Annotated in this window: 25 protein-coding genes and 1 pseudogene; 4 read left to right on the top strand and 22 right to left on the bottom strand. The window is 69.7% G+C overall.

The features are described from left to right. Window positions 1-19 precede the first annotated feature (19 nt). The 11 genes from ABZ267_RS23515 to ABZ267_RS23465 form a co-directional block, all read right to left on the bottom strand. On the bottom strand, window positions 20-910 hold the full coding sequence (locus ABZ267_RS23515) for a diacylglycerol kinase (protein WP_356756280.1): 891 nt from the start codon (window positions 908-910) through the stop codon (window positions 20-22). 18 nt (window positions 911-928) lie between these two features. Continuing rightward, window positions 929-1,894, bottom strand: coding sequence for a twin-arginine translocase subunit TatC (tatC, locus tag ABZ267_RS23510; protein WP_356756278.1), 966 nt, complete (start codon window positions 1,892-1,894; stop codon window positions 929-931). 49 nt (window positions 1,895-1,943) lie between these two features. Continuing rightward, window positions 1,944-2,240 carry a Sec-independent protein translocase subunit TatA gene (gene tatA, locus ABZ267_RS23505; RefSeq protein ID WP_128850876.1) on the bottom strand — a complete coding sequence of 99 codons (297 nt, stop codon included), beginning with the start codon at window positions 2,238-2,240 and terminating at the stop codon, window positions 1,944-1,946. Between the two features lie 216 nt (window positions 2,241-2,456). Then, window positions 2,457-2,654, bottom strand: a complete 198-nt coding sequence (locus ABZ267_RS23500; RefSeq protein WP_356756276.1) for a hypothetical protein — start codon at window positions 2,652-2,654, stop codon at window positions 2,457-2,459. A gap of 30 nt (window positions 2,655-2,684) precedes the next feature. Further along, entirely contained in the window at window positions 2,685-3,026 is a 342-nt protein-coding gene (locus ABZ267_RS23495) for a hypothetical protein (protein WP_356756274.1), read from the bottom strand. Window positions 3,027-3,048: 22 nt separating this feature from the next. Then, the gene (locus ABZ267_RS23490; RefSeq protein WP_356756272.1) at window positions 3,049-4,002 is read right to left on the bottom strand and encodes a WYL domain-containing protein; all 954 of its coding nucleotides are present in this window, start codon (window positions 4,000-4,002) and stop codon (window positions 3,049-3,051) included. Between the two features lie 12 nt (window positions 4,003-4,014). Continuing rightward, window positions 4,015-4,968, bottom strand: coding sequence for a WYL domain-containing protein (locus tag ABZ267_RS23485; protein WP_356756270.1), 954 nt, complete (start codon window positions 4,966-4,968; stop codon window positions 4,015-4,017). 133 nt (window positions 4,969-5,101) lie between these two features. Beyond that, window positions 5,102-5,473, bottom strand: a complete 372-nt coding sequence (locus tag ABZ267_RS23480) for an FKBP-type peptidyl-prolyl cis-trans isomerase (RefSeq protein ID WP_356756268.1) — start codon at window positions 5,471-5,473, stop codon at window positions 5,102-5,104. Window positions 5,474-5,516: 43 nt separating this feature from the next. Further along, on the bottom strand, window positions 5,517-6,455 hold the full coding sequence (locus ABZ267_RS23475) for an FKBP-type peptidyl-prolyl cis-trans isomerase (protein ID WP_356756266.1): 939 nt from the start codon (window positions 6,453-6,455) through the stop codon (window positions 5,517-5,519). A 331-nt stretch (window positions 6,456-6,786) separates the two neighbouring features. Then, window positions 6,787-8,148 carry a Pup--protein ligase gene (pafA, locus tag ABZ267_RS23470; protein ID WP_356756264.1) on the bottom strand — a complete coding sequence of 454 codons (1,362 nt, stop codon included), beginning with the start codon at window positions 8,146-8,148 and terminating at the stop codon, window positions 6,787-6,789. 9 nt (window positions 8,149-8,157) lie between these two features. Continuing rightward, window positions 8,158-9,417 carry an MFS transporter gene (locus ABZ267_RS23465; protein WP_356756262.1) on the bottom strand — a complete coding sequence of 420 codons (1,260 nt, stop codon included), beginning with the start codon at window positions 9,415-9,417 and terminating at the stop codon, window positions 8,158-8,160. Between the two features lie 132 nt (window positions 9,418-9,549). On the opposite strand from ABZ267_RS23465, the gene ABZ267_RS23460 reads away from it, so the two are divergent. Then, window positions 9,550-10,584 (top strand): LacI family DNA-binding transcriptional regulator, encoded by a 1,035-nt coding sequence (locus tag ABZ267_RS23460; RefSeq protein ID WP_356756260.1) that lies wholly within the window; start codon window positions 9,550-9,552, stop codon window positions 10,582-10,584. Window positions 10,585-10,630: 46 nt separating this feature from the next. Here the strand turns inward: ABZ267_RS23460 and prcA are convergent, their stop codons facing one another. The 6 genes and pseudogenes from prcA to arc form a co-directional block, all read right to left on the bottom strand. Next, window positions 10,631-11,458, bottom strand: coding sequence for a proteasome subunit alpha (prcA, locus tag ABZ267_RS23455; protein WP_356756258.1), 828 nt, complete (start codon window positions 11,456-11,458; stop codon window positions 10,631-10,633). A gap of 58 nt (window positions 11,459-11,516) precedes the next feature. After that, window positions 11,517-12,362 carry a proteasome subunit beta gene (gene prcB / locus ABZ267_RS23450; RefSeq protein ID WP_030570217.1) on the bottom strand — a complete coding sequence of 282 codons (846 nt, stop codon included), beginning with the start codon at window positions 12,360-12,362 and terminating at the stop codon, window positions 11,517-11,519. Continuing rightward, window positions 12,314-12,500 (bottom strand): annotated as a pseudogene (locus ABZ267_RS23445) (endonuclease domain-containing protein); the annotation flags it as partial. The pseudogene ABZ267_RS23445 and the gene prcB, both read right to left, overlap by 49 nt. Window positions 12,501-12,652: 152 nt before the next feature. Next, on the bottom strand, window positions 12,653-12,871 hold the full coding sequence (locus tag ABZ267_RS23440; protein ID WP_030114141.1) for a ubiquitin-like protein Pup: 219 nt from the start codon (window positions 12,869-12,871) through the stop codon (window positions 12,653-12,655). A 129-nt stretch (window positions 12,872-13,000) separates the two neighbouring features. Continuing rightward, window positions 13,001-14,512, bottom strand: coding sequence for a depupylase/deamidase Dop (gene dop / locus ABZ267_RS23435; protein ID WP_356756524.1), 1,512 nt, complete (start codon window positions 14,510-14,512; stop codon window positions 13,001-13,003). A 234-nt stretch (window positions 14,513-14,746) separates the two neighbouring features. Beyond that, entirely contained in the window at window positions 14,747-16,513 is a 1,767-nt protein-coding gene (gene arc / locus ABZ267_RS23430; protein WP_161268708.1) for a proteasome ATPase, read from the bottom strand. Window positions 16,514-16,753: 240 nt separating this feature from the next. Here arc and ABZ267_RS23425 point away from each other — a divergent pair, with 240 nt between their 5' ends. Continuing rightward, entirely contained in the window at window positions 16,754-17,065 is a 312-nt protein-coding gene (locus ABZ267_RS23425) for a ferredoxin (protein WP_356756522.1), read from the top strand. A gap of 9 nt (window positions 17,066-17,074) precedes the next feature. On the opposite strand, the gene ABZ267_RS23420 is transcribed toward ABZ267_RS23425, so the two are convergent. From ABZ267_RS23420 to ABZ267_RS23410, 3 genes are all read right to left on the bottom strand, one after another. Continuing rightward, the gene (locus tag ABZ267_RS23420) at window positions 17,075-17,644 is read right to left on the bottom strand and encodes a hypothetical protein (RefSeq protein WP_356756530.1); all 570 of its coding nucleotides are present in this window, start codon (window positions 17,642-17,644) and stop codon (window positions 17,075-17,077) included. A 216-nt stretch (window positions 17,645-17,860) separates the two neighbouring features. Beyond that, window positions 17,861-18,775 (bottom strand): tRNA (adenine-N1)-methyltransferase, encoded by a 915-nt coding sequence (locus tag ABZ267_RS23415; RefSeq protein WP_356756520.1) that lies wholly within the window; start codon window positions 18,773-18,775, stop codon window positions 17,861-17,863. Window positions 18,776-18,819: 44 nt separating this feature from the next. Continuing rightward, on the bottom strand, window positions 18,820-20,070 hold the full coding sequence (locus tag ABZ267_RS23410) for a site-2 protease family protein (RefSeq protein ID WP_356756518.1): 1,251 nt from the start codon (window positions 20,068-20,070) through the stop codon (window positions 18,820-18,822). A 175-nt stretch (window positions 20,071-20,245) separates the two neighbouring features. On the opposite strand from ABZ267_RS23410, the gene ABZ267_RS23405 reads away from it, so the two are divergent. Together ABZ267_RS23405 and ABZ267_RS23400 are read left to right on the top strand one after the other, a co-directional pair. After that, on the top strand, window positions 20,246-21,091 hold the full coding sequence (locus ABZ267_RS23405; protein WP_356756528.1) for a PD-(D/E)XK nuclease family protein: 846 nt from the start codon (window positions 20,246-20,248) through the stop codon (window positions 21,089-21,091). Between the two features lie 9 nt (window positions 21,092-21,100). After that, window positions 21,101-21,772, top strand: coding sequence for a response regulator transcription factor (locus ABZ267_RS23400; protein ID WP_356756516.1), 672 nt, complete (start codon window positions 21,101-21,103; stop codon window positions 21,770-21,772). Between the two features lie 78 nt (window positions 21,773-21,850). On the opposite strand, the gene ABZ267_RS23395 is transcribed toward ABZ267_RS23400, so the two are convergent. After that, complete coding sequence (locus ABZ267_RS23395; RefSeq protein WP_356756514.1) at window positions 21,851-23,449, bottom strand: ABC transporter substrate-binding protein; 1,599 nt, start codon at window positions 23,447-23,449, stop codon at window positions 21,851-21,853. Between the two features lie 261 nt (window positions 23,450-23,710). Continuing rightward, on the bottom strand, window positions 23,711-24,412 hold the full coding sequence (locus tag ABZ267_RS23390) for an HAD family phosphatase (protein WP_356756512.1): 702 nt from the start codon (window positions 24,410-24,412) through the stop codon (window positions 23,711-23,713). Window positions 24,413-24,535: the final 123 nt, after the last annotated feature.

The following is a 24,535-nucleotide window of genomic DNA, read 5'->3' as shown; positions in this document are numbered from 1 at the left end:
TTTGAATCCCCTTGATCCCTCACCGCGCCAGCACCCGCACGGCCCCCGGAACACAGGTGGCGGTGAGCGGCAGAGCGCCCATCGGTTCACCGTCCGCGTACGCCGTGACACCGGCCGCCGCCAGCTCGATCGCGGCGACCCGGTGCACGGTGACGGCCGGATGGCCCAGGTGCGTGCCCTGGTAGACCTTCGGGAACACCTTGAGGAGCGTGGCGCGGGAGCACTCGCCGACCACGGTCACGTCGAAGAGCCCGTCGTCCATCGCGGCCTCGGCGCAGATCCGCATGCCTCCGCCGTACGTCGTCCCGTTGCCCACCGCGATCAGCGTCGCCTCGATCTCGCGGACCTCGCCGCCGTCGAGCCGTATGCGGTACGGGATCGGCTTGAAGGCGGCCAGTTCGGCGAGGACGGCGAGGTGGTACCTGAACCGTCCGCCGACGAAGCGCATCCGATTGCCCCGGTCGTTGACCCGCGAGTCGAACCCGGAGGCGAGCACCGTCCCGAACCACCGCTGACCGACCCGCCCGAGGTCGATGTCCCGGTGACCGTCCTCCTTGAGCATCCGTGCGGCCAGCGCACCGGCGGCGGCCGGGTCACGTATCGGCAGGCCCAGCGCGCGGGCGAAGTCGTTCCCGGTCCCGACGGCGACGACACCGAGCGGCGTGCTCGTCCCCGCGACGGCCTGAAGAGCGAGGGACATCAGCCCGTCCCCGCCCACGGCTATCAGCGCTCCGGTCCCCGCCGCCACGGCCTCGCGCGCCCGGCGCAGGGCATCGTCGGCGTCCTCACCGAGGACCGTACGAACGGAGAATCCGGCACCCCGCAAAGCGGAAGCGGCCGGCTGCGCGGCGTGCGCGCCCCGGCCGCGTCCTGCGGTGGGATTGACGAAGAGGGTGATCTCGCTGGTCACCCGCCGGACCCTACAAGGTCAGGTGATGTCGTCGTAACCGTTGAGCCGGAGCGAACGGGAGCCGTCCGCCTCGCCGGACGCCTGCTCCGGCAGCGCTCTGCGCGGGGCCGCCACGGGCTCGATCCCGCCGACCGGCTCGGGGGTCAGATCCAGCTCGGAGGCCTCGTCGACGCCGAGCTCGGCGTCGGGGTTCTTGCGGTTGCGCCGCCTGTCGTTGAGCAGCGAGAAGCCGACGGCGATGAAGTAGAGCACCGCGAGCGGGCCTGCCAGCAGCAGCATGGAGATGGGCTCGCCGCCGGGGGTGGCGATGGCCGCGAAGGCGGTGAGGCCGACGATCATGCCGCGCCACCAGCCGAGCATCCGCTTGCCGGAGATGACACCCGTCATGTTCAGCAAGATGAGCAGCAGAGGCAGCTCGAAGGCGAGTCCGAAGACGATCACCATGCGGACGAGGAGGTCCAGATAACTGTCGAGCCCGATCTGGTTCTGCACGTCGTCGGGGCTGAACCCGAGCATGATCTCGGCGGTCTGCGGCAGGATCGCGTACGCGAGGTAGCCGCCGGTCAGGAAGAGCGGTGCGCCGACGACGGCGAAGGCGTAGGCGTAACGCTTCTCGCCCTTGTGCAGGCCCGGGGCGACGAAGGCCCACAGCTGGTACAGCCAGACCGGGGTGGCCAGCAGCACACCGGACATCAGCGCGACCTTGAGCGCGTTGGTGAACGGGCCGATGAGGGTGTCGGTCTTCAGCAGCGCGCAGGACTTGCCGTCGACCGTGGTGACGACACCGTTCTTACAGCCGACCGAGTCCTGGATGGGTGCCAGGAGGAACTCGTAGATCTCCTTCTGGTAGAACGCCGCCACGATCATCACGACGACGATCGCCAGCACGGCCTTCAGCAGCCGGTTACGCAGCTCACGCAGGTGATCGAGGAGAGGCATCCGCCCCTCGTCGTCCTTCTCCTGCTTGCGGGCAGACTTGAGCAACCCACTTCCCTCGTCTCGTGCGGCGGCTGTCGGCGGAGCGCGTCAGCGGTCAGGCCTGGGTGGTGGGCTTGGGCTCGTTGACCGGGCGGGAGCTGGTGACGTCACCCGGGGCGGCCTGGATGGTGCGGGCGGTGGTGGACTGCGGCGGGGCCGGGTCCGCGACGGTCTCCGTCGTGGGCGTGGCGGTCGCCGCGTCGTCCTTCTTCATCGCCTTGGCCTCGCTCTTGAGGATGCGGGCCGACTTGCCGAGCGAACGCGCCATGTCGGGAAGCTTCTTGGCACCGAAGAGCAACAGGATGACGGCGATGATCAGAATGATCTCGAGGGGCTTCAGGTTGCCGATCATGTGCGACTTCCTTCTCACTGAGGCGGCTGGAGGGTGGGCTCGCTACCCGGTCGACCGGACATACGTCCGATCGTTGCGCTTGGCAGCGATCGTAACCCGCAGGGGTAAACGCGAGGCAATGCCCGTGCGTACTGCGGCTTGCGGCCCGCACCTCCTGCCTGGGCCGACCCTTGCAGCGTACCCCTCGGTGGAGTGGAACATCAGGCCGCAGGCCCGTCAGCGCAGGCTGTCGCCGGTGGCCGCGAGGCGGGTCGCCGCGCGTTCGAGGTCCTCGGAGGCCTGGTTGATCAGCTCGGTGGTGTCGGCGACCTGACGGCCGAGGCGCTGCGCCTCGACGAAGACCTTGATGCCGAGCACGCCGAGGACGGCGACCCCCAGGAATCCCAGGGCGATGGCGAGCATGGGCCAGAACATGCGGCGGTGCCTCTTCCTACGGAGCGGGGGTTACGGAGTGGCGTGCAGGCGCAGGGTCCGTACGCCGCCGCCGGTGAGCAGTTCGATGATGCGCTCCCCGGCGGGCTTACGGACGGCGGCGGCGCACTCCGGGCAGGTGAAGGTGTAGAAGGTGGTGCGGCTGGTGGCGCCGATCGCCAGCCGCAGCGCTCCGGCCGCGAGCTCGAAGCGCCCGCGGCAGTCGGGACAGGCGGCCCGGAACCGTACGGCGGCAGGCACGGGAACCGGGACCGGACCGGTGCGGACGGCCGTCGCGCCGGTGGCAGCGGGCTGCCCGGTACGAACGGCCGTCGGTCCGGACGGGGCGGCCGGCATGAGGTACGTCGGGTTCATCTCGTCTCCGCTCCGGGCCCGCTCAGACCGCGTCGTAGGCGGCGAGCGCCTCACGGGCCGCCGTCCGGGCGCTCTCGGCGAGCTCCGGCGGAGCGACGATGCGGCCCTCGCCGCCGAGGCGCAGCGCGAGGCGGCGCAGCGAGGCCGGGTCAGGGGTGCGCAGGGTGATGCGGAGTCCGCCGTCGGGCAGCTCCTCGGCGGAGTCGTGCGGGTAGTACTCGGCGACCCAGCGGCCGCCGGTGCCGACCTCGATGACGACCTCGGGATCCTCGGCGGCGGGCTGGACCAGCCCTTCGGAGAGATCCCGCAGCTCCAGCTCGGGCGGTGCGGCGGGGGCGTCGAGGAGGCGGATCTCGGCGACCCGGTCCAGGCGGAAGGTCCGCCGGGCCTCGGAGAGCCGGCACCAGCCCTCCATATAGGTGTGGCCGACGGCGAAGAGCCGGATCGGGTCGACCTCGCGCTCGGTGAGCTCGTCGCGGGCGGGCGAGTAGTAGCGCAGCCAGAGGCGGCGGCGCTCGGAGATGGCCCGGTCGACGTCGGCGAAGACGCCGCCCTCGGACTCGAAGGTGACCGAGAGCCGGGAGCTGGCGGCGCCGGACTCGCCGGCGGCCGTCTCCAGCTTGGCGGTGGCCCGGAGCAGGGCCTCCCGGTCGCTCTCGCGCAGTCCGGGCAGGGTGGCGACGGCGCGCGCGGCGACGAGGAGCGCGGTGGCCTCGTCGGCGGCGAGCCGGAGCGGCTCGGCGACGTCGTCCGGGTTGTGCCACCAGATCCGGTCGCCGTCGGTGTCGATGTCGAGGAGGTCGCCGCCGCGGAAGCTGGTGCCGCACATGGGCAGCACGTCGAGGTCCGAGATCAGCTCGTCCTCGGTAATGCCGAAGGCCCGGGCCACGTCCTGGACGTGGGCGCCGGGGCGCTCGCGGAGGTACGTCACCAGGGAGAGCATCCGGCGGGTCTGGTCGATCGCGTTCGTAGCCATCGCTGGATTCCCCTAGTCCTTGGCCACGGCGCGCAGCCGGTCCACCACATCGGCCCGCAGATCGGCGGGTTCCTCCACGACGACGTCCGGCCCGAACTCGACGAGCCAGGCATCCAGCCCGTGTCCGTACGGAATCTCCAGCTCGTCCCAGCCGTCGCCGCGCTCGTGGACTGATATGGACCGTGAACGCAGCGGGTAGCCGGATCCGGCGCGGAGCCTGATCCGGGCGGTACGGGTGGCGGTCTCACCGGCCCAGCTCTCGACGGTCTCGCGGACCGTGACGACGTCGGGCACCTCGGCGGTGAAGGCCCCGGCGCGGGAGCGGACCGTGCCGGTGATGCGGGAGAGCCGGAAGACGCGTTCGGCGCCGCGGCCCCGGTCCCAGCCGGCGAGGTACCAGTGGCCGCGCCAGCACTCCAGGGTCCAGGGTTCGACCTGGCGCTGGACGGGCGCGGCGGAGTTGGCCTTGCGGTAGTCGAAGGTGACCGGGCGGCGGTCGCGGCAGGCGAGCATCAGGGGTTCGAAGGCCGCCTCGTGGACGGGGATACGGGGTTCGAGGGCGCTGTGCACCTCGTACGCGTCCTCCGCCTCGGGCATGCCGGCCGCGCGGAGCTTCTGCAGGGCACCGCTGGCGGCTCCGGCGAGGCGGGCCTGCTGCCAGACCTTGGCGGCGAGGCCGAGGGCGGCGGCCTCCTCGGCATCCAGGGTGATGGGAGGCAGCCGGTTGCTGTCGCGGCGGGCCAGGTATCCGGTGTCGCCGTCGAGGTTCTCGACGGTCTCGATGACGAGGCCGAGCTCGCGCAGATCGTCCTTGTCGCGCTCGAACATCCGGTTGAAGGAGTCGTCGGAGCCCGCTTCGAGGTAGGCCTCGATGGAGCCGCGCAGCTCGCGCTTGCTGAGCGGGCGCCGGGTCCCCAGCAGGCACAGCGCGAGGTTCATCAACCGCTCGGCCTTGGCAATCGCCATCGACGCCCTTTCTCTTGTGCTCTACGACCGTCGACCGTACCGCCCCGGGGTGTCGGGACCAAAGCGGGACCGTGCACCGGACAGCGGTGAGGGCCCCCACCGAACGGCGGGAGCCCTCACTCGGCGGACCGGATCAGACCGAGACCAGGTCGCAGACGAAGATCAGCGTCTCGCCCGGGGCGATCGCGCCGCCCGCGCCGCGGTCGCCGTAGGCGAGCTTCGCGGGGATGGTCAGCTGGCGGCGGCCGCCGACCTTCATGCCCTGCACACCCTGGTCCCAGCCGGCGATGACCTGCCCGGCGCCGAGGCTGAAGGCCAGCGGCGTACCGCGGTTCCAGGAGGCGTCGAACTCCTCGCCGGTGGAGAAGGCCACGCCCACGTAGTGGACCTTGACCTGGTCGCCGGCCTTGGCGACCGGGCCGTCGCCCTCCCAGATGTCCTTGATCTCCAGGTCGGCCGGCGGCTCGCCACCCGGGAAGTCGATCTCGGGCTTCTCGATGCTCACTGAACTGCTCCTCAAAATGATGAACTGGGCAACCGGGACAGTCTTACACCTTGGCGAGGATGTCCACGGCGAAGACCAGCGTGGAGTTCTTCGGGATCGCCTGCTGCTGCTGGTCGCCGAAGGCCTGGTCCGGCGGGATGACGAGGAGGACCCGGCTGCCGACCTTCTTGTCGATCAGACCGGTCTTGAGTCCCTTGAGGGTGACCTGCGAGAGCGGGAAGGTCTGGGTCTTGCCGGTGGAGTAGGTGTTGTCGAACTCCTTGGCGTCCTTCCAGATCATGCCGACGTAGTTCACCACGACACTGTCGGACTCCTTGACGACCTCGCCGTCGGACTCCAGGACGTAGTTGGAGACGAGCTTCTTCGGCGGGTCGCTCTTCGGGATGGTGACCGTCGGGGCCTTGCCGTCGGTCTTCACGCCGACCTTGGGCAGGTCGGTGTTGTCCTGGGCGACCTCGGTGCCCTTGGCGGAGGCCGGGATCTGGGTGGCTTTCAGGATGTCGACGACGAAGACGAGGGTGGCGTTGGGCTTGATGTCGCCCTGGCCCTGCTCGCCGTAACCGAGCTCCGGCGGGATGACCAGCTGGACACGGCTGCCGACCTTCTGGCCGACGAGGCCCTTGTCCCAGCCCTGGATGACCATGCCCGCGCCCAGCGTCAGGTCGAAGGGCTGCTTGCGGTCGAAGCTGTTGTCGAACGGCTTGTCGGAGTCCCACGACTGACCGAGGTAGTTGACCTGGATCGCGTCGCCGTTCTTGAGCTTCGCACCGTCACCCTCGCTGATGACCTCGGTCTTCAGCTCCTTGGGCGGGTCTCCCTTGCCCTTGGAGAGGGTGGGCTTCTCGCCGAACTTCGCGCCTGCGGTGATCGCGGGCACGCCGTTCTTGGACGAGGCGGAGTCGGAGGCCTTGTCGTCGCTGCCGCAGGCCACTGCCGAAAGCAGCAGGAGGGGGGCGACGAGAAGGCCGGCAATTCGGCGCACTGGTTCCTCAGATCTCAGGGGGCACTGTGGTGTGGATGGTGAACCACTCTAGGGGGTGTCTTGCCGATCAGGTCGGATCAGGGAGCGGGGTCCGGTGCCGTGCATCGCAAGGCGGAGGAGGGAGTCGGATGGGGCCTCCCCTGCTCGAACGGAGTTGAGAGCTTGGGGAAGGAGCCATGGCGAGTGACGACAACGCCGCGAGGTGCGGTGCCAGGGCACGCGAGCCCGGCCTGATCGGCAAGACACCCCCTGGGCCGTGACAGGGCCCCGTACGAGGAACGTACGGGGCCCTGTCACGCCACGGCCTGCCGAGGGGCTGCCCCGGCGCCGCTCACATGCCCGCGATCAGCTTCTCCACGCGCTCGTCCACGGAGCGGAACGGGTCCTTGCAGAGCACCGTGCGCTGCGCCTGGTCGTTGAGCTTGAGGTGGACCCAGTCGACGGTGAAGTCCCGCCGCTGCTCCTGGGCCCGGCGGATGAAGTCGCCGCGCAGCCTCGCCCGGGTGGTCTGCGGGGGCACCGTCTTGCCCTCGAAGATCTTCAGGTCGTTGCAGATGCGGGCGGTCTGGCCCTTCTTCTCCAGGAGATAGAAGAGACCGCGACGGCGGTGGATGTCGTGGTAGGCGAGGTCTATCTGGGCGACCCGCGGGTTCGACATGGTCATGTTGTGCTTGGCCCGGTACCGCTCGATGAGCTTGTACTTCATGACCCAGTCGATCTCGGTGTCGATCCGGTCGAGGTCCTCGGCCTCGATGGCGTCGAGCGTGCGGCCCCACAGCTCCAGGACCTGGTCGACGGTGCCGGTGCGGATGCCCCGGCGCTCGACGAAGTCCACCGCCTTCTCGTAGTACTCCCGCTGGACCTCGATGGCCGAGGCCTCGCGTCCGCTGGCCAGGCGCACCTTGCGCCGGCCGGTGAGGTCGTGGCTGACCTCGCGGATGGCCCGGATCGGGTTCTCCAGGGTCAGGTCGCGCATCACCGTGCCCGCCTCGATCATGCGGAGCACCAGGTCGGTGGCGCCGACCTTGAGCAGCATGGTCGTCTCGGACATGTTCGAGTCACCGACGATGACGTGGAGGCGGCGGTACCGCTCGGCGTCGGCGTGCGGTTCGTCGCGGGTGTTGATGATCGGCCGGGAGCGGGTGGTCGCGGAGCTGACGCCCTCCCAGATGTGCTCGGCGCGCTGGCTGACGCAGTAGACGGCGCCGCGCGGCGTCTGGAGCACTTTGCCCGCACCGCAGATGAGCTGCCGGGTGACGAGGAAGGGGATGAGGATGTCCGCGAGCCGGGAGAATTCTCCGTGCCGGGCGACGAGGTAGTTCTCGTGGCACCCGTAGGAGTTTCCCGCCGAGTCGGTGTTGTTCTTGAAGAGATAGACGTCGCCCGCGATTCCCTCCTCGTGCAGGCGGCGTTCGGCGTCGACGAGCAGGCCTTCGAGAATGCGCTCGCCGGCCTTGTCGTGCGTGACCAGCTCGGTCACGTTGTCGCATTCGGGGGTTGCATATTCCGGATGCGATCCCACGTCGAGGTAGAGGCGGGCGCCGTTCCGCAGAAAGACATTGCTGCTGCGGCCCCATGACACAACACGGCGGAAGAGGTAGCGCGCCACTTCGTCAGGTGACAGTCGGCGCTGTCCCCTGAACGTGCACGTGACGCCGTACTCGTTCTCCAGCCCGAAAATGCGGCGGTCCATGACTGAACATTACGCCTTACGGCCGGTGCTGAAACCGGGTTCGGCAGCACCGTTTCGATCATTTTCCGATCCGGTCACGACGGCGGGGGTGTGCGTGGGAGCTGCGAGGACCCTGCCGGTGGCCAGGAGAACGACGAGCGCGAGCACCCCGCCGACCCCCGCCACGCCGAAGCTCCAGGCGGTGGAGCCGAGCTCGACGGCCGGTCCGGCGACGGCCGTTCCGGCGGCCGCGCCGACGCCGAAGGTGGTCACGAGCCAGGAGAACGCCTCGGTCACCGTGCCACGCGGCGCGTGCCGGTCCACCACGATGAACGAGCAGGCGATGGCCGGCGCGAGGAAGAGTCCGGCCAGCGCGGCGAGAGCGGTCATGACCGGGACCGAGGGCGTGAGCGTCAACGGCAGGTAGCCGAACGCCAGGAGGCCGACGATGACGCGCAGCCGCCGCTCGGGAGCGCCGGACCACTGCCGCGCGCCGTAACCGAGGCCGCCGATCAGCGCGCCGAGGCCGAGCGCGGCCATCAGCCAGCCGTACACCGACTCACGGCCGTGGTCGTCGGCGTAGGCCACACCGGCCACCGTGATCGAGCCGAGCGCGAGGCCGACGAAGAAGAACGCGCCGAGCAGGGCCAGGAGTCCGGGCGAGCGCAGCGCGCCGAGCCAGTGGGCCTCGCGGGGTGCGGAGCGCCAGGTGCGCGAGGGTTCGGAGAGGACGACCGACAGCGCGCCGAGGACGCCGATGGCGTTGATGACGAGCAGCGCGGCGGCCGGCGACCAGAGCGAGACGAGGAGGGTCACCAGGAGTGGCCCGATGGTGAACATGATCTCCTGCGCCACGGCGTCCATCGCGTAGGCCCGGTGCACCTGGTCCTCGCCCTTCAGCACGCTGGGCCACAGGGCCCGCAGGCCGCCTTCCAGCGGCGGTGTGGCGACTCCGGCGACGACGACGGCCGCGTACGCCAGCGGGAGCGAGCCGAGGCCGGAGACCGCCAGCAGGGCCATGCCGAGCGCGGAGAGCACGGCGGCCGGGAACTGGACGCGCGGCTGTCCGTACAGGTCGACGGCCCGGCCGAGCAGCGGCTGCCCGACGGCGGTGGCCAGTCCGTAGGCGGCGGCCAGCGCGCCGGCCAGCGTGTAGCTGCCGCCTTCGGCCCGGGTGAAGAGCACGATCGCGATGTGCGCGGTGCCGTTCGGCAGCCGTCCCACCAGCGTGCCTGTCAGCAGCCGGGCGGCATGCCGCGCCCGGAGGATGTCCAGATATCCCGCGGCCATTCCCGCCCCTCTCCGCCGGACGGCTGCCGCCACCCGAGGTTTTACGTATAACGTCGAGGCTCATACGTACCATGTCCGCAGTCCGCGGGTCCACCTCGCGGCACCACGGAATTATCGCGCACGGAGGCCCGAGTGACCGACTCCCAGCCCGCTCCGCCCCGGCCGACCAGCCGCGACGTGGCCCGTGCGGCGGGCGTCTCGCAGGCGACGGTCTCGCTGGTGCTCGGCGAGAAGTGGCCGGGCCGGGTGTCCGAGGCCACGGCTCAGCGGGTCCGGGACCATGCGGCGGAGCTCGGATACCGGCCCAATCTGGCCGCCCGCAACCTCCGGCTCGGCCGCACCAGGACCGCGCTGCTGGTGGTTCCGGCGCTGACCAACGAATTCTTCGCCCGGGTCTACACCGGGGCCGCTGCCGTCGCCGCCGAGCACGATTTCGGCGTGGTGCTCTATCCGTCGCCGGACGGCACCGGGCCGGCCCGCGCCCCGTTCGCCTCGGCCCGCGCCGCTCTGGACGGCGTGATCGCCTCCTCCATGGCATCCGACGCGCTCAGCGCGCTGCACGGGGCCGACCTGCCGCTGGTGATGCTGGACAGCGACCCGGCCGGGACGGACGCGGCGGCCCACGTGAACCTGGACATCGCCGACGGCATGCGGCAGGTGACGGAGCATCTGCTGGACCTCGGCCACCGCCGTTTCGTGCATCTGGCGTCCGCCGTGGACACCTGGACGTTCGCGGTCCGGGCGCAGGCGCTGCGGGACGCGGTCGGCGCGGTGCCGGACGCCACGGTCCGTACCGTACGGTCCCCGCTCGACGTACGGGCCGGGCGCGAGGCGGCCGAGCAGGCACTGGCGGTCGCCGGGAAGCGGCCGACCGCGGTGGTCTGCGACGACGACATCCTGGCGGCCGGTGCCTGCAAGGCGGCCCGGCGGCTCGGGCTGCGCGTACCGGACGACCTCTCCGTCACCGGCTTCGACGACCTGGCGCTCGCCACCGCCGTGGAACCGGAGCTGACCACCGTGCGACTGCCCGCCGAGCAGGTCGGCGAGCGCGGCATGGCCGCGCTGCTGGCGGCGCTGGAGGGCCGTGAGGCCGATACGGGCAGCCTGCCGGTGAGCCTGGTCGTCCGCGGCTCCACGGCGCCGCCGCCCGCCGCCTCCCACGCATGACGGATGCCCCCGGGCCGGAACCCGGGGGCATCTGGGAGCGTGCCGGCTACTCCTCGGTGGAGTCGGGCGCATTCCCGGTGTCGGTGCCGGGGGTGCGGTTCTCCGGGGCGGCGGTGCCCGGAGTGTCGTTCTCCTCGGTGTCGGACGGCGCGTCCGTCGGGGTGGCACCCGCCGCTTCCGCGTCGAGCAGCCGGGCCAGCTGGCGGCCGACGATCCGCTTGAACTTGCGCTGCTGGGGCCGCGTGCGGTCCAGCACGGCGACTTCGAGGCGCTCGGCGGGAATCTCCCGCTCGCCGCCTCCGGGCTCCCGGGAGAGCGCCTGGACGGCGAGCTTGAGCGCCTCGGCGAGCGTCATGCCGTCGCGGTGGCGCTGGTCCAGGAAGCTGCTGATCTGCTCGGCGTTGCCGCCGACCGCGACCGAGCCGTGCTCGTCCACGATCGAACCGTCGTGCGGCAGCCGGTAGATCTGGTCACCCTCGGGCGCGGACCCGACCTCGGCGACGACCAGCTCCACCTCGTACGGCTTCTCGGCCGCGCTGGAGAAGATGGTGCCGAGCGTCTGCGCGTAGACGTTGGCCAGCCCACGGGCCGTCACATCGTCGCGGTCGTAGGTGTATCCGCGGAGGTCGGCGTAGCGCACGCCGCCGATGCGGAGGTTCTCGTACTCGTTGTACTTGCCGGCGGCGGCGAAGCCGATCCGGTCATAGATCTCGCTGAACTTGTGCAGCGCGCGGGACGGGTTCTCGCCGACGAACACAATGCCGTCGGCATACTGCAGCACAACGAGGCTGCGACCACGGGCGATGCCCTTGCGGGCGTATTCCGCCCGGTCGGCCATGGCCTGCTGGGGTGAGACATAGAACGGCGTCGACACCGGCTATCCGTCCCTTTCTGTCAGTGACGAGTGCATCTCGGAGGGCTCGGAGTCCGGGTCAGAGCAGCGCGGCGCGCGGGCCGTCGGGCTGCTCCAGGCGGCGTTCCAGGATGGAGCGCGCGATGTCGGCGGACTCCTGGTCGCCCAGCCTCCGGAAGCCTTCGTCGGTGATGACGGTGACGATCGGATAGATGCGGCGGGCCACGTCGGGGCCGCCGGTCGCCGAGTCGTCGTCCGCGGCGTCGTACAGCGCCTGCACGACCAGGGTGAGGGCCTGCTCCTCCGTCAGGTCCTCGCGGTAGAGCTTCTTCATGGAACCCCGGGCGAAGATCGATCCGGAGCCGGTGGCGGCGTAGCCGTTCTCCTCGGAGCGGCCGCCGGTGACGTCGTACGAGAAGATGCGGCCCTTCTCGCGGTCTACGTCGTATCCCGCGAAGAGCGGGACCACGGCGAGGCCCTGCATGGCCATGGCCAGGTTGGAGCGGATCATGGTGGAGAGCCGGTTGGCCTTGCCCTCGAGGGAGAGCTGGGCGCCTTCGACCTTCTCGAAGTGCTCCAGCTCCAGCTGGAAGAGCTTGACCATCTCCACGGCCAGTCCGGCGGTGCCGGCGATGCCCACCGCGGAGTACTCGTCGGCCGGGAAGACCTTCTCGATGTCGCGCTGCGCGATCATGTTGCCCATGGTGGCGCGCCGGTCACCGGCGAGGACCACGCCACCGGGGAAGGACGCCGCGACGATGGTCGTCCCGTGCGGCGCCTCGATGGCTCCCTGGAGCGGCGGCAGGCTCCGGTTGCCCGGGAGCATCTCGGGCGACTGGTCGGACAGGAAGTCCATGAACGAGGACGATCCCGGCGTCAGGAAGGCAGCTGGTAGACGCCCGGTGCTACGAGTGTTGGCTTCCACGCGTTTCCCTCCAGGTTTGCGATGGCCCTGCGCAAGAGAGTCAGGATCATCCCCCAACTTGCCGATGGCCGGATTGCAGTTGAAGCAACGTACGCCACGGACCCTACCCGCCCCGGGGCGGTGATCCACATGTTCGGCGGAGGGATCTGCGACGATCCCGCGCTCCCGGACCGGTGGCGCTCCTCCGGTGGGCGAGCGGGGTGACGGCGACCGCCGCGGCGGTCGCCGTCACCCCGTCCCCCCGGTTCGTCACGGTCGCCCGGGACCTACCGGACGTTCACACCCGTGAACTACTGTCCACCCTTTTGAACGAAGGAGCGGACGAAGTCCTCGGCGTTCTCTTCGAGGACGTCGTCGATCTCGTCCAGCACCGAGTCGACATCGTCGCTCAGCTTCTCCTGGCGCTCCGCGAGGTCCTCGGACGCCTGCGCGTCCTGCGCCTGCTCCTCGGCCTCCTCGGTGGAACGCGTCGCCTTCTGCTGTCCGCCGCCGGTGTCCTTGGTCGCCATGTAGCTCACCCCGCTCGGTTCGAAGCAATCGAAGCTCTTGATCAGACCCTACCCACGCGGTCCGACATTTGGCCCGGTAGTTGTGCAACGTCCGGGCCTCGGGTGATTGATTCCCAGCCCGGACACCTTTCAGCCGCCCGAGAGCGTGCGGACCAGCTCCTCCGCCGTACGACAGCGGTCGAGGAGGTCCTTGACGTGCTCCTTGGTGCCCCGCAGCGGCTCCAGGGTGGGCACCCGCTGGAGCGAGTCGCGGTCCGGCAGGTCGAAGATGACCGAGTCCCAGGAGGCGGCCGCCACGTCGTCGGCGTACTGCTCCAGACAGCGGCCCCGGAAATAGGCCCGGGTGTCCTCCGGAGGCTTCGTACGGGCCCTGGTTACGTCGTCCTCGTCCAGCAGCCGCTTCATCCGCCCACGGGCCGCCAGACGGTTGTAGAGGCCCTTGTCGGGCCGTACGTCCGCGTACTGGAGGTCGACCAGATGGAGGCGCGGAGCGTCCCAGTCCAGGGCGTCGCGACGGCGGTAGCCCTCCATGAGCTCCCGCTTGGCGATCCAGTCCAGCTCGCCGGCCAGACTCATCGGATCGGTCTCCAGCCGGTTGAGCGTGTCCTCCCAGCGGGTCAGGATGTCCTTGGTCTGCTCGTCGGCGTCGGTGCCGTACCGCTCGTCGACGTACTTGCGGGCCAGCTCGAAGTACTCCATCTGGAGCTGGACAGCGGTGAGTGTCCGGCCGCTGCGGAGCGTGATCAGCTGCCGCAGGTCCGGATCGTGCGAGACCTGGTGCAGCGTGCGGACGGGCTGGTCGACGGCGAGGTCGACGGTGATGAACGCGTCCTCGATCATGGACAGCACCAGGGACGTGGTGCCGAGCTTCAGATAGGTCGAGATCTCCGAGAGGTTGGCGTCGCCGATGATCACATGGAGCCGGCGGTACTTCTCCGCGTCGGAGTGGGGCTCGTCCCGGGTGTTGATGATGGGGCGCTTGAGCGTGGTCTCCAGGCCGACCTCGACCTCGAAGTAGTCGGCGCGCTGGCTGATCTGGAAGCCGTGCTCGTGGCCGTCCTGGCCGATGCCGACCCGGCCCGCGCCGGTGACGACCTGGCGGGAGACGAAGAACGGCGTCAGATGGCGCACGATGTCCGAGAACGGGGTCTCCCGCTGCATCAGGTAGTTCTCGTGCGTGCCGTAGGAGGCGCCCTTGTTGTCGGTGTTGTTCTTGTAGAGGTGGATCGGCTGGGCGCCGGGGATGGCGGCCGCCCGCTCGGCGGCCTCGGCCATGATCCGTTCGCCGGCCTTGTCCCAGAGCACCGCGTCGAGCGGGTTGGTGATCTCCGGTGAGCTGTATTCGGGGTGCGCGTGGTCGACGTAGAGCCGGGCACCGTTGGTGAGGATCACATTGGCCAGGCCGATGTCCTCGTCGGTGAGCTGGCTGGAGTCGGCGGTCTCACGGGCGAGGTCGAAGCCTCGCGCGTCACGCAGCGGATTCTCCTCCTCGAAGTCCCAGCGGGCGCGGCGCGCCCGGTGCATCGCCGCCGCGTAGGCGTTGACGATCTGGGACGAGGTGAGCATGGCATTGGCGTTCGGGTGGCCGGGGACGGAGATCCCGTACTCCGTCTCGATGCCCATCACTCGCCGTACGGTCATGCGGCCCTCCTTGCCCGGCGTCGGTCCCCTCCGGGAGCGACGCTCAAGTACCGCTGCTTGTCCGGTGCGTATGCGGTGCCCGTCACCGCACTGCGCGACTCGGCGGTACCGCAGAGCCTAGAGCGCCTCTGCGCCGGTGGGGAGATCAATTACGACATTGTTCCGACGTGGCCGGAACGGGGGAAAACGAGCGGCTGCGGATGCCTCTCCAGGCATCCGCAGCCGGTCGGCGTATTACAGGTACTGGCCGGTATTGGCCACCGTGTCGATGGAGCGTCCGGTGTCCGCGCCCTGCTTTCCGGTGACGAGTGTGCGGATGAAGACGATCCGCTCACCCTTCTTACCGGAAATCCTGGCCCAGTCGTCCGGGTTGGTGGTGTTGGGCAGGTCCTCGTTCTCCTTGAACTCGTCCACGCATGCCTGGAGGAGATGGGAGACGCGCAGACCCTTCTGCTGGTGTTCGAGAAATGCCTTGATGGCCATTTTCTTTGCCCGGTCGACGATGTTCTGAATCATCGCGCCGGAGTTGAAGTCCTTGAAGTACAGGACTTCCTTGTCGCCGTTGGCGTACGTGACCTCGAGGAAGCGGTTCTCCTCGGACTCCGTGTACATCCGCTCCACGACCGACTGGATCATGGCGTGGGCGGCGGCCTCGCGCGAGCCGGTGTGCTCGGAGAGGTCGTCCGCGTGCAGCGGGAGCGACGGGGTCAGGTACTTCGCGAAGATGTCCTTCGCGGCCTCGGCGTCCGGACGCTCGATCTTGATCTTCACATCGAGTCGGCCGGGTCGCAGGATGGCGGGGTCGATCATGTCCTCGCGGTTGGAGGCGCCGATGACGATGACGTTCTCCAAACCCTCCACACCGTCGATCTCGGCGAGCAGCTGCGGGACGATGGTGTTCTCCACGTCCGAGCTGACGCCGCTGCCGCGGGTGCGGAAGAGGGATTCCATCTCGTCGAAGAAGACGATGACGGGGGTGCCCTCGCTCGCCTTCTCACGCGCACGCTGGAAGACCAGGCGGATGTGCCGCTCGGTCTCGCCGACGTACTTGTTGAGGAGCTCGGGGCCCTTGATATTGAGGAAGTAGCTCTTCCCCGCGGGCTGCCCGGTCACCTCGGCGACCTTCTTGGCGAGCGAATTGGCGACGGCCTTGGCGATGAGCGTCTTGCCGCAGCCGGGCGGACCGTAGAGCAGGATTCCCTTCGGCGGTCGCAGTTCGTGTTCCTTGAAGAGGTCGGGGTGGAGGTACGGAAGCTCGACCGCGTCGCGGATCAGCTCGATCTGGTCGCCCAGGCCGCCGATCTTGTCGTAGTCGATGTCCGGGACCTCTTCGAGGACGAGCTCCTCGACCTCGCTCTTGGGGACCACCTCGTAGACGTAACCGGACCGGGAGTCCAGCAGCAGGGCGTCACCGGAGCGGATGGTGATGTCCAGCAGCGGCTCGGCGAGCCGCACCACCCTCTCCTCGTCGGTGTGCCCGACCACCAGTGCGCGCTCCCCGTCCTCAAGGATCTCCTTGAGGGTGACGATGTCCCCGGCCCGCTCGAACTCCATGGCCTCGACCACGTTGAGCGCTTCGTTGAGCATGACCTCCTGGCCGCGCCGGAGGTCCTCCAGCTCGACGCTGGGAGACACGTTCACCCGGAGCTTGCGGCCCCCGGTGAAGATGTCGCAGGTGCCGTCCTCGTTGGCCTGAAGGAAGACTCCGAAACCGGCCGGTGGCTGGGCCAGCCGGTCGACCTCCTCCTTGAGGGCCACGATCTGGTCGCGCGCCTCACGGAGCGTGTTGGCGAGCCGCTCGTTCTGAGCGGACACGCCTGCCAGATTCGTCTGCAACTCGACGATCCGCTCTTCGAGAATCCTCGTATGACGCGGAGAGTCGGCGAGCTTACGTCGCAGGACGGCGATTTCCTGCTCGAGATAGGCAACCTGGCCGGCTGGGTCCTCGGACCCGCGCGCGGGCCGGGTGCCGCGGTTGATGTCGTCGTCGTGGGCTGCCACGGTCCTCACCTCCTCCATGGGGAGCTGGACGCTTCCTGACCCTACCTGGGCTGGTGGTGATTGAAACCCCTAGATCACAAAGACTGCGGGGTGTGTCCGATCTTCACCCTTGCGCTCTCCCTCACGTCAAGGGAATACCCACCCTTCGGCATCGGAAAGCCGCCGGTTGTATCGTCGAAGCGTTCAACACCCGTCAGGGCCGGCTCCAATTGGTCCGGATACGCAGGAACGGCAGGACACATGACCGTGCAGCAGGACTCGCCGGGCGACAGTGGCACGCAGGACCTGGAGGTCTGGATCGACCAGGACCTCTGTACGGGCGACGGCATCTGCGTGCAGTACGCCCCGGAGGTCTTCGAGCTGGACATCGACGGCCTGGCGTACGTGAAGAGCGGCGACGACGAGCTCCTCCAGGACCCGGGGGCCACCACTCCGGTTCCGCTGCCGCTCCTCCAGGACGTGGTCGATTCGGCCAAGGAGTGCCCCGGGGACTGCATCCATGTGCGGCGCGTGAAGGACAGCGTCGAGGTGTACGGACCGGACGCGACCTGAGCCGTACGGTCAGACGGCGCGCGCGAGGTCCCCGGAGGTGCGGACGAAGGCGCTGCCCTTCCACCGCCAGGAGGCCTGCTCCACCTGGTCGGGACAGCAGCGGGGCACCTCCAGCGAGGAGTAGCCGAGCAGGGTCGCCGATATGCGCCCCTCGCGTACGGCGAACTCTCCGACGGTCTTCCTGTCGGCGGGGTCCACCAGGGTCGCCACGATCCTCGGTGCGGCCCCGCTTCCCTGTGTCAGGACGTAGACGCCGCTCGGCGGTGTCCCGGAACCCGCGTCGCAGTGGACCACGGCGACGGTCTCCGGCCGCCCGTCGCCGTCGAGGTCTCCGGGCGCCTGCTTGGCCACGGTGGTGCCGGCCCCGCCGCACTCCAGGGGGAAGTCCGCCTTCGCGGGGTCCGGCGCGGCGGCGGGCGTGGTGGTCCGCTGCTCGGAGGCCGTGGCGGTGGCGGTGGCCGTACGGGGCTGGAGCAGCCCGGCCAGGGCGACGACGGCGGCCATGGCCGCGGCCGTGGCGAGCCAGTGCACCGGCTTCGTGGCGGTGTGCGCGAGGTCCGGGAGCGCGGAGGTCTGCACGCGGTGTGTCTCCATGTGGTTCCTGGGAGCCCGGGGCGGGGACGGGCCCGGCCCTGAGGGGTGGCCAGCATCGTGCCACACCTCACACGCCGGGGGAACGGCGGGGTGTGCGCCGGTTTCCGTGCGGGGCGGGTGTCGGCGGCAACAGGAAGGCGCCGCCGCGCCGTTCCCCGGTCGGTCGGGGAACCGCGCGGCGGCGCCGGTTCGTTGGGCGGATCAGCCGCGGTCGGCGGAGCCTCCGCGGCTCTGGCTGCCCGGTCCCTCGTAGTCCTCGCCGTAGGCGCCCTTGGAAGGGCGGCGGCGGCGCAGCGGCGGCTCGACGCCGTCCGCGAGGCGGCGGGCGGTGACCAGGAAGCCGGTGTGGCCGATCATCCGGTGGTCGGGGCGGACGGCCAGGCCCTCGACGTGCCAGTTGCGGATCATCGACTCCCAGGGCTGCGGTTCGGCGAAGCAGCCGATCTCGCGGATGGACTCGACGGTGCGCGAGAGCTGGGTGGTGGTGGCGACGTAGGCGCAGAGGATGCCGCCGGGCACCAGGGCCTTGGAGACGGCCTCCAGGCACTCCCAGGGGGCGAGCATGTCCAGCACGACGCGGTCGACGTCGGTGTCGGAGAGGTTGTCCTGGAGGTCTCCGACGGTCAGCTGCCAGGCCGGGTGCGGCGAGCCGAAGTAGCGCTCGACGTTCTGCTGGGCGATCTCGGCGAAGTCCTCGCGGCGCTCGTAGGAGTGCAGCATGCCCTGCTCACCGATGGCGCGCAGCAGGAAGGTGGAGAGTGACCCGGAGCCGACCCCGGCCTCCACGACGCGGGCGCCGGGGAAGATGTCCGCGAAGGCCAGGATCTGCCCCGCGTCCTTGGGGTAGACCACGGCGGCGCCGCGGGGCATGGAGAGGACGTAGTCGGGGAGCAGGGGGCGCAGCGCGAGGTAGGCGACGTTTCCCGTGGTTCGGACAACACTGCCCTCAGGAGCACCGATCAGCTCGTCGTGCGGGAAAGAACCCTTGTGGGTGTGGAAGTTCTTTCCGGCTTCGAGCGTGAAGGTGTAGTGGCGTCCCTTGGGGTCGGTGAGCTGGACCTGGTCCCCGACCTTGAAGGGCCCACGTCGGCGGGCGGCACCGGTCGGTTCAGACATGTGACCAGCGTACCGGTGTTTCAGGGGCCCTCTTCCGGGGCCCTTCAGGACTCGGGGCGGGCCATGGCCTTGACGAAGGCGCGCTCGACGTCGGCGGTGGAGAGGACTCCGTAGATCTCGCCGGTCTCCTCGATCACCAGGTACTCGGTGGCCGGGGTCGCCTTGAGGCGGTCCAGGAGGGCTTCTCCGGCCAGCTCGGCGGGGACCTTCATGCCGTCGGTGAGGTCCTGGGCGAGGCCGCTGACGGCGACCCAGGGGCGGCGGTGTTCGGGGACGCCGACGATGGCGGCCTCGCGGACGACGCCCTTGGGGTGGCCCTGTCCGTCGACGACGACCAGGGCGCGGGCGCCTGCCTCATTGGCCCGGCGCAGCGCCTCGGAGAGCGGGGTGGCGGACTCGACGGGGACGGCGCGGCGGGTGAGGGTGCGGGCCCGCAGGTCGGGCAGGTGCTCGCGGAGCCGGGCCATGCGCAGGCTGTTGCCGGCGCCGGTCCAGATGATGCCGGCGAGGATCGCGGCGAGCAGGGCGTCCATGACGGTCTCCACACCGCCGATCTTCTCGTTGGCGCTGCCGAGCGTCCCGGTGTGGGTGAGCAGCGGCAGTCCGATGAGGACGGTGACGGCGAGGCCCCGGCCGACCCAGGCGGCGGCGATGGTGCCGCTCATGGGCTTGCCGGTGATCTTCCAGACGATGGCGCGGAGCATCCGGCCGCCGTCGAGCGGCAGACCGGGCAGCAGGTTGAAGGCGGCCACGATGAGGTTGGAGATCATCAGTCCGGCGATCAGGACGCCGGGGACGGTGCCGGGCTCGACGAACCGCATCGCGCCGTAGAAGACGCCGCCGAGGACGAGGGAAAGGAGCGGGCCGACGAAGGCGAGGATGAACTCGCGGCCGGGGGTCTCGGTCTCCTTCTCGATCTCGGAGACGCCGCCGAAGAACTGGAGCTGGATGCGGCGGACCGGCAGCTTGTAGCGCAGCGCGGCGACCGTGTGGGCCAGTTCGTGGACGAGTACGGAGGCGTAGAAGGCGATCGCGAAGAAGAGGGCGACGAGGTAGCGGGCGCCGCCGAGTTCGGGCAGGACCCGGTCGAGCTGGCCGCCGAAGACCCAGGTGATGAGTGCGGCGACGACGAACCAGCTGGGCGCGACGTACACGGGCACACCGAAGGGACGGCCCATGAGCAGGCCGCCGCCCGGATCCGCGGGGCGCTTCGGCTTGCCGCTGCCGGGGGCGGCGGAGGGGTCCGTTCCCCCTGCGCCGGGCTGCGGCCGCCCGCTGTCGCCGCTCTCGTCCACGGGGTCCCTTCGGTTCGGTGTGGCCTGCGCCACGATGATGCTGGGTGCGAGGGTCTGCCGTCGATGGTATGCCGCCGGTTGTCAGTGGCGGGCCGTAGGGTCGTGAGACATGAGCACCGTGCCCCGGCCGCCGCAGCCGCCTTCGTCCCTGTCGCCGTCGCGGGCGAGCGATTTCATGCAGTGCCCTCTGCTCTACCGCTTCCGGGTCATCGACAAACTGCCGGAGAAGCCCAGCGAGGCGGCTACCCGGGGCACGCTGGTCCATGCGGTGCTGGAGCGGCTCTTCGACGCCCCGGCGGCGGACCGTACGGCACCGCGGGCGCGGGCGCTGGTTCCCGGTCAGTGGGACCGGCTGCTGGAGGCGCGGCCGGAGCTCGGCGAGCTGTTCGCACAGGACGCCGAGGGTGAGCGGCTGTCGCGGTGGCTCGGTGAGGCGGAGCGGCTGGTGGAGCGGTGGTTCTCGTTGGAGGACCCGACGCGGCTCGAGCCGGCCGAGCGCGAGCTGTTCGTCGAGACGGAGCTGGAGTCCGGGCTGCGGCTGCGCGGAGTGATCGACCGGATCGATGTGGCGCCGACCGGTGATGTGCGGATCGTCGACTACAAGACCGGGAAGGCGCCGCGGCCGGAGTATGCCGACGGCCCGCTGTTCCAGATGAAGTTCTACGCGCTGGTCATCTGGCGGCTGAAGGGGATCGTGCCGCGCCGGCTCCAGCTGGTCTACCTGGGCAGTGGCGATGTGCTGACGTACGACCCGGTGGTGGCGGATCTGGAGCGGGTCGAGCGGAAGCTGCTCGCGCTCTGGGAGGCGATCGGCCTGGCGACGCGGACCGGCGATTGGCGGCCGCGTCCGACGAAGCTGTGCGGCTGGTGCGACCACCAGGCGGTCTGTCCGGAATTCGGCGGGACTCCCCCGGTCTATCCGCTGTCGATCCGCCCGGCGGAGTCGGACGAGGATGATCAGGGCAGAATGGGACCGGTCCGGGCCGAGGCCGGCCGTGCCGTGGCCCTTGAGGGCCTTTAAGGAGTTCCTGTGGCGATCCGCGTCCTTCTGGTCGACGACCAGCCTCTGCTGCGCACCGGTTTCCGGATGATCCTGGAGGCCGAGGGCGATCTGGCGGTGGTCGGTGAGGCCGGTGACGGTCTGCAGGCCATCGACCAGGTGCGGGCGCTCCAGCCCGATGTGGTGCTGATGGACATCCGGATGCCGCGGATGGACGGCGTGGAGGCGACCCGCCAGATCACCGGCCCCGGCAAGGACGGCCCGGCGAAGGTGCTGGTGCTGACCACGTTCGACCTCGACGAGTACGTGGTGGAGGCGCTGCGCGCCGGCGCGAGCGGGTTCCTGCTGAAGGACGCTCCGGCCAATGAGCTGGTTCAGGCGATCCGGGTGGTCGCGGCGGGCGAGGCGATGCTCGCGCCGAGCATCACGCGCCGGCTGCTCGACAAGTACGCGGACCACCTGCCTTCCGGCGAGGACCCGGTCCCGGACGCGCTGCACATGCTGACGGACCGTGAGGTGGAGGTCCTGAAGCTGGTGGCGCGCGGCCTGTCCAACGCGGAGATCGCGGCGGACCTGTTCGTCAGCGAGACGACGGTCAAGACGCATGTGGGCCATGTGCTGACGAAGCTGGGCCTGCGCGACCGCGTGCAGGCCGCGGTGTACGCGTACGAGAGCGGCCTGGTGCGTCCCGGCGCGCAGTAGCAGCCATCGCGCGAAAGCCGTCCGGCCCGCACCGGTCCTGTTGACAGGAGGTGCGGGCCGGACGGCTTTTGGCGGTGCTCAGGCGTTGGTCTTGTCGAGCTCCCAGAGCTGGAGCTCGGAGGTGGCGCTCACGGAGCGCTCGACGCCGGCGACCCCGCTGCGGGAGGCCACGTACTGCTTGCCCTGCCAGATCGGCAGGACCGGGACGTCGGTGGCGACGATGTCCTGGAGCTTCTCGTACGTCGTGGCGGCGGCGCTGCGGTCGGCCTGGCGGCGCGACTTCGGGATGAGGACGTTCTGCGCTTCCTGCGACCGGTAGGGCGAGTTGAGGAAGTTGTTCTTGTCCAGGAACGGGGCGGTGTAGTTGTCCGGGTCCGGGAAGTCGGGGAACCAGCCCATGCCGTACGCCGCATAGTCGCCGCGCTTCTGCTCCGGCCGGTACTTCGACCACTCCTTGCCCTGGACGTCGACGTCGAAGAGGCCGGAGCCGTTCAGCTGCGCCTGGAGCGCCTTGAACTCCTTGGCGGTGGCGGAGCCGTAGTGGTCGTTGGTGTAGTGCAGGGTGAACTTCACCGGCGTCTTGACATCGGCGTTCTTCAGCGTCTGTGCGGCCTTGGCGGCGCTGGGCTCGCCGTACTTGTTGAAGAAGGCGTTGGTGTGGCCGGTGATGCTGGAGGGGATCAGGGAATAGAGCGGCTCGGCGGTGGTGCCGTAGACCTTGCCGGCGATCTCGCCGCGGTCGATGAGCTGCGCCATGGCCTGCCGTACGGCCTTGTTGACGACCGGGTCCTTGGTGTTGAAGCCGAGGTAGCTGATGGCGAGGCCGGGCATCTCGGTGAGCTCGATGCCCTCCTTCGGCTTCACCAGCATGTCGCGGGCCTGTTCGGGCGACATGGCCCGGGTCATCAGGTGGATCTTCTCCTCCTCCAGCGCCTTGCCCATGGCGTCGGCGTCGGGGAAGAGGTCCATCTCGACCTTGTCGTTGAGGACCTTCAGCTCACCCTTGTACGAGGGGTTCTTGGTGAAGGCGATCCGCGTCACCCGGCCGTCCTCGACCTGCGGCTTCATGGTGTATGGCCCCGAGCCGTCGACCTGGAAGCCGTTGCGCGCCTCCTTCGCCGGGTACTTCCCCTTGGGGACGATGCCGGCGGCGGGCGTGGCGAGCTTGTACGGGAAGGTCGCGTCGGGCGTGTTCAGGTGGAAGACCACCTGGTCCTCGCCCTTGGTCTCGATGGTGTCGATGTTGGCGAGGAGCCCGACCGGTCCGCTGTCGGAGTTGATGTCGATGACCCGCTGGATGGAGTACTTCACATCCTCGGCGGTGACCGGGGTGCCGTCGGCGAACTTCAGGCCCGCGCGCAGGGTGCAGCGGTAGCTCTCGTTCGCGGTGTCCGTGAAGGTGCAGCTCCGGGCGGCCTCGGGCACCGGCTCGCCGCCGCCGTTGGGGACGGTGGTCAGGGTCTGCACGGTCTGCCGCAGGACGTTCCAGACGCCTGCCTCGTACCCGATGGCCGGGTCGAGAGGAGCGGGGTTCTCCTCGGAGGCCACGAGCTGGTCCGTGGTGCCGACGACGATGGCGCCTTCGCCACCGGCGCCGCTGTCCGTGCTGCCGCAGGCGGCGAGCACGGGGGCGAGCAGGCCGACGACGGCCGGCAGCACCAGGGTCTTGCGGTTCATACGGACGGTCTCCCTCATCACGGTGGGTGAGGAATCAAAGTTAGTAGCCGCCGTTGGCCGCTCCGACCGCGCTCGGAGCGGCTTGCCCTCCTCCGCCGTCCGGGACGAGCGATATTTGATCGCCATTCCGGACAGATCATCCGATCATGGCAGGCCGTAGACGTGTTCCAGGTGAGGAAGCTCACCCGTCCGACCTCTTCACACAGAGCACATGTGGCTGATTCACGTCCACGGAAAGTTGCCGGAACGCACACGGTTCCTTCAGCTCGTGACGGTGACGAGCTTCCGCAGGAAGGCGAGGTCGACCTCTTCGAGAGAGCCGACGACGACCCTGCCGGAGGCGGGTGCGATGGGGGCCACGGAAGGGATGGCGACCACCCGGCAGCCGGCCGCCTCGGCCGCCGCAACGCCGGTCGCGGTGTCCTCGATGACCGCACAGCGCCACGGGTCGGCGCGGAAGCCGGCGGCGGCGGTCAGATAGGGCTCGGGGTGCGGCTTGGTACGGGTGACCTCGTCGCCGGCGACCGTGAGCGCGAAGTGGTGGTGACCCACCGAGTCCAGCACCCGGTCGATGATCCGGCGGTGCGAGGCGGAGACGAGCGCGGTCGGGATCTGCGCCGCGTGCAGCTCGGCGAGCAGCCGCTCGGCGCCCGGCATCAGCGGCACACCGTGCCGGATGCGCTTCTCGAAGCGGTCGTTGAGCAGCACGCTCAGCTCGTCCAGCGCGATGTCCGCACCGGTGACGTCGATGAGATAGCCGGCGCTGCGGGTCATGGGTCCGCCGACGACCACATCGCGCCAGGGCTCCTCCAGCCGGTGTCCGAGGTCGGCGAAGACCTCCTTCTCGACGTCCCACCAGAAGCCCTCGGTATCGACCAGGGTTCCGTCCATGTCGAGAAGGACCGCCTGCAGAGCGGCGCCTTCGGCCGTGCGGGTCAAGGACGCGGGGACCGTACTGGTCATCCGGCACACCTTCCGTAAGGGACGAGAAGGCCGGCCGCCATTCCCGAAAAGCGGGAGGACGACCGGCCTGCACTGGACCGACCAGTGTACGACCTGTCCGGCCACGGTGCGCGAACGACGCGG

It is taken from the genome of Streptomyces sp. NPDC006174 (genome assembly GCF_040614075.1).
Classification (GTDB): Bacteria; Actinomycetota; Actinomycetes; order Streptomycetales; family Streptomycetaceae; genus Streptomyces.
Note: the sequence above shows the minus strand (reverse complement) of the source record. Positions and strands in the feature narration are given on the sequence as shown.

What these genes read in the sequence shown, in the direction of transcription:
- tatA (WP_128850876.1), bottom strand. Translation starts at nt 2,240, where the DNA reads ATGATCGGCAACCTGAAGCCCCTCGAGATCATTCTGATCATCGCCGTC.
- ABZ267_RS23500 (WP_356756276.1), bottom strand. Translation starts at nt 2,654, where the DNA reads ATGTTCTGGCCCATGCTCGCCATCGCCCTGGGATTCCTGGGGGTCGCC.
- ABZ267_RS23495 (WP_356756274.1), bottom strand. Translation starts at nt 3,026, where the DNA reads ATGAACCCGACGTACCTCATGCCGGCCGCCCCGTCCGGACCGACGGCC.
- ABZ267_RS23490 (WP_356756272.1), bottom strand. Translation starts at nt 4,002, where the DNA reads ATGGCTACGAACGCGATCGACCAGACCCGCCGGATGCTCTCCCTGGTG.
- ABZ267_RS23485 (WP_356756270.1), bottom strand. Translation starts at nt 4,968, where the DNA reads ATGGCGATTGCCAAGGCCGAGCGGTTGATGAACCTCGCGCTGTGCCTG.
- pafA (WP_356756264.1), bottom strand. Translation starts at nt 8,148, where the DNA reads ATGGACCGCCGCATTTTCGGGCTGGAGAACGAGTACGGCGTCACGTGC.
- ABZ267_RS23465 (WP_356756262.1), bottom strand. Translation starts at nt 9,417, where the DNA reads ATGGCCGCGGGATATCTGGACATCCTCCGGGCGCGGCATGCCGCCCGG.
- ABZ267_RS23440 (WP_030114141.1), bottom strand. Translation starts at nt 12,871, where the DNA reads ATGGCGACCAAGGACACCGGCGGCGGACAGCAGAAGGCGACGCGTTCC.
- dop (WP_356756524.1), bottom strand. Translation starts at nt 14,512, where the DNA reads ATGACCGTACGGCGAGTGATGGGCATCGAGACGGAGTACGGGATCTCC.
- ABZ267_RS23425 (WP_356756522.1), top strand. Translation starts at nt 16,754, where the DNA reads ATGACCGTGCAGCAGGACTCGCCGGGCGACAGTGGCACGCAGGACCTG.
- ABZ267_RS23415 (WP_356756520.1), bottom strand. Translation starts at nt 18,775, where the DNA reads ATGTCTGAACCGACCGGTGCCGCCCGCCGACGTGGGCCCTTCAAGGTC.
- ABZ267_RS23405 (WP_356756528.1), top strand. Translation starts at nt 20,246, where the DNA reads ATGCAGTGCCCTCTGCTCTACCGCTTCCGGGTCATCGACAAACTGCCG.
- ABZ267_RS23395 (WP_356756514.1), bottom strand. Translation starts at nt 23,449, where the DNA reads ATGAACCGCAAGACCCTGGTGCTGCCGGCCGTCGTCGGCCTGCTCGCC.
- ABZ267_RS23390 (WP_356756512.1), bottom strand. Translation starts at nt 24,412, where the DNA reads ATGACCAGTACGGTCCCCGCGTCCTTGACCCGCACGGCCGAAGGCGCC.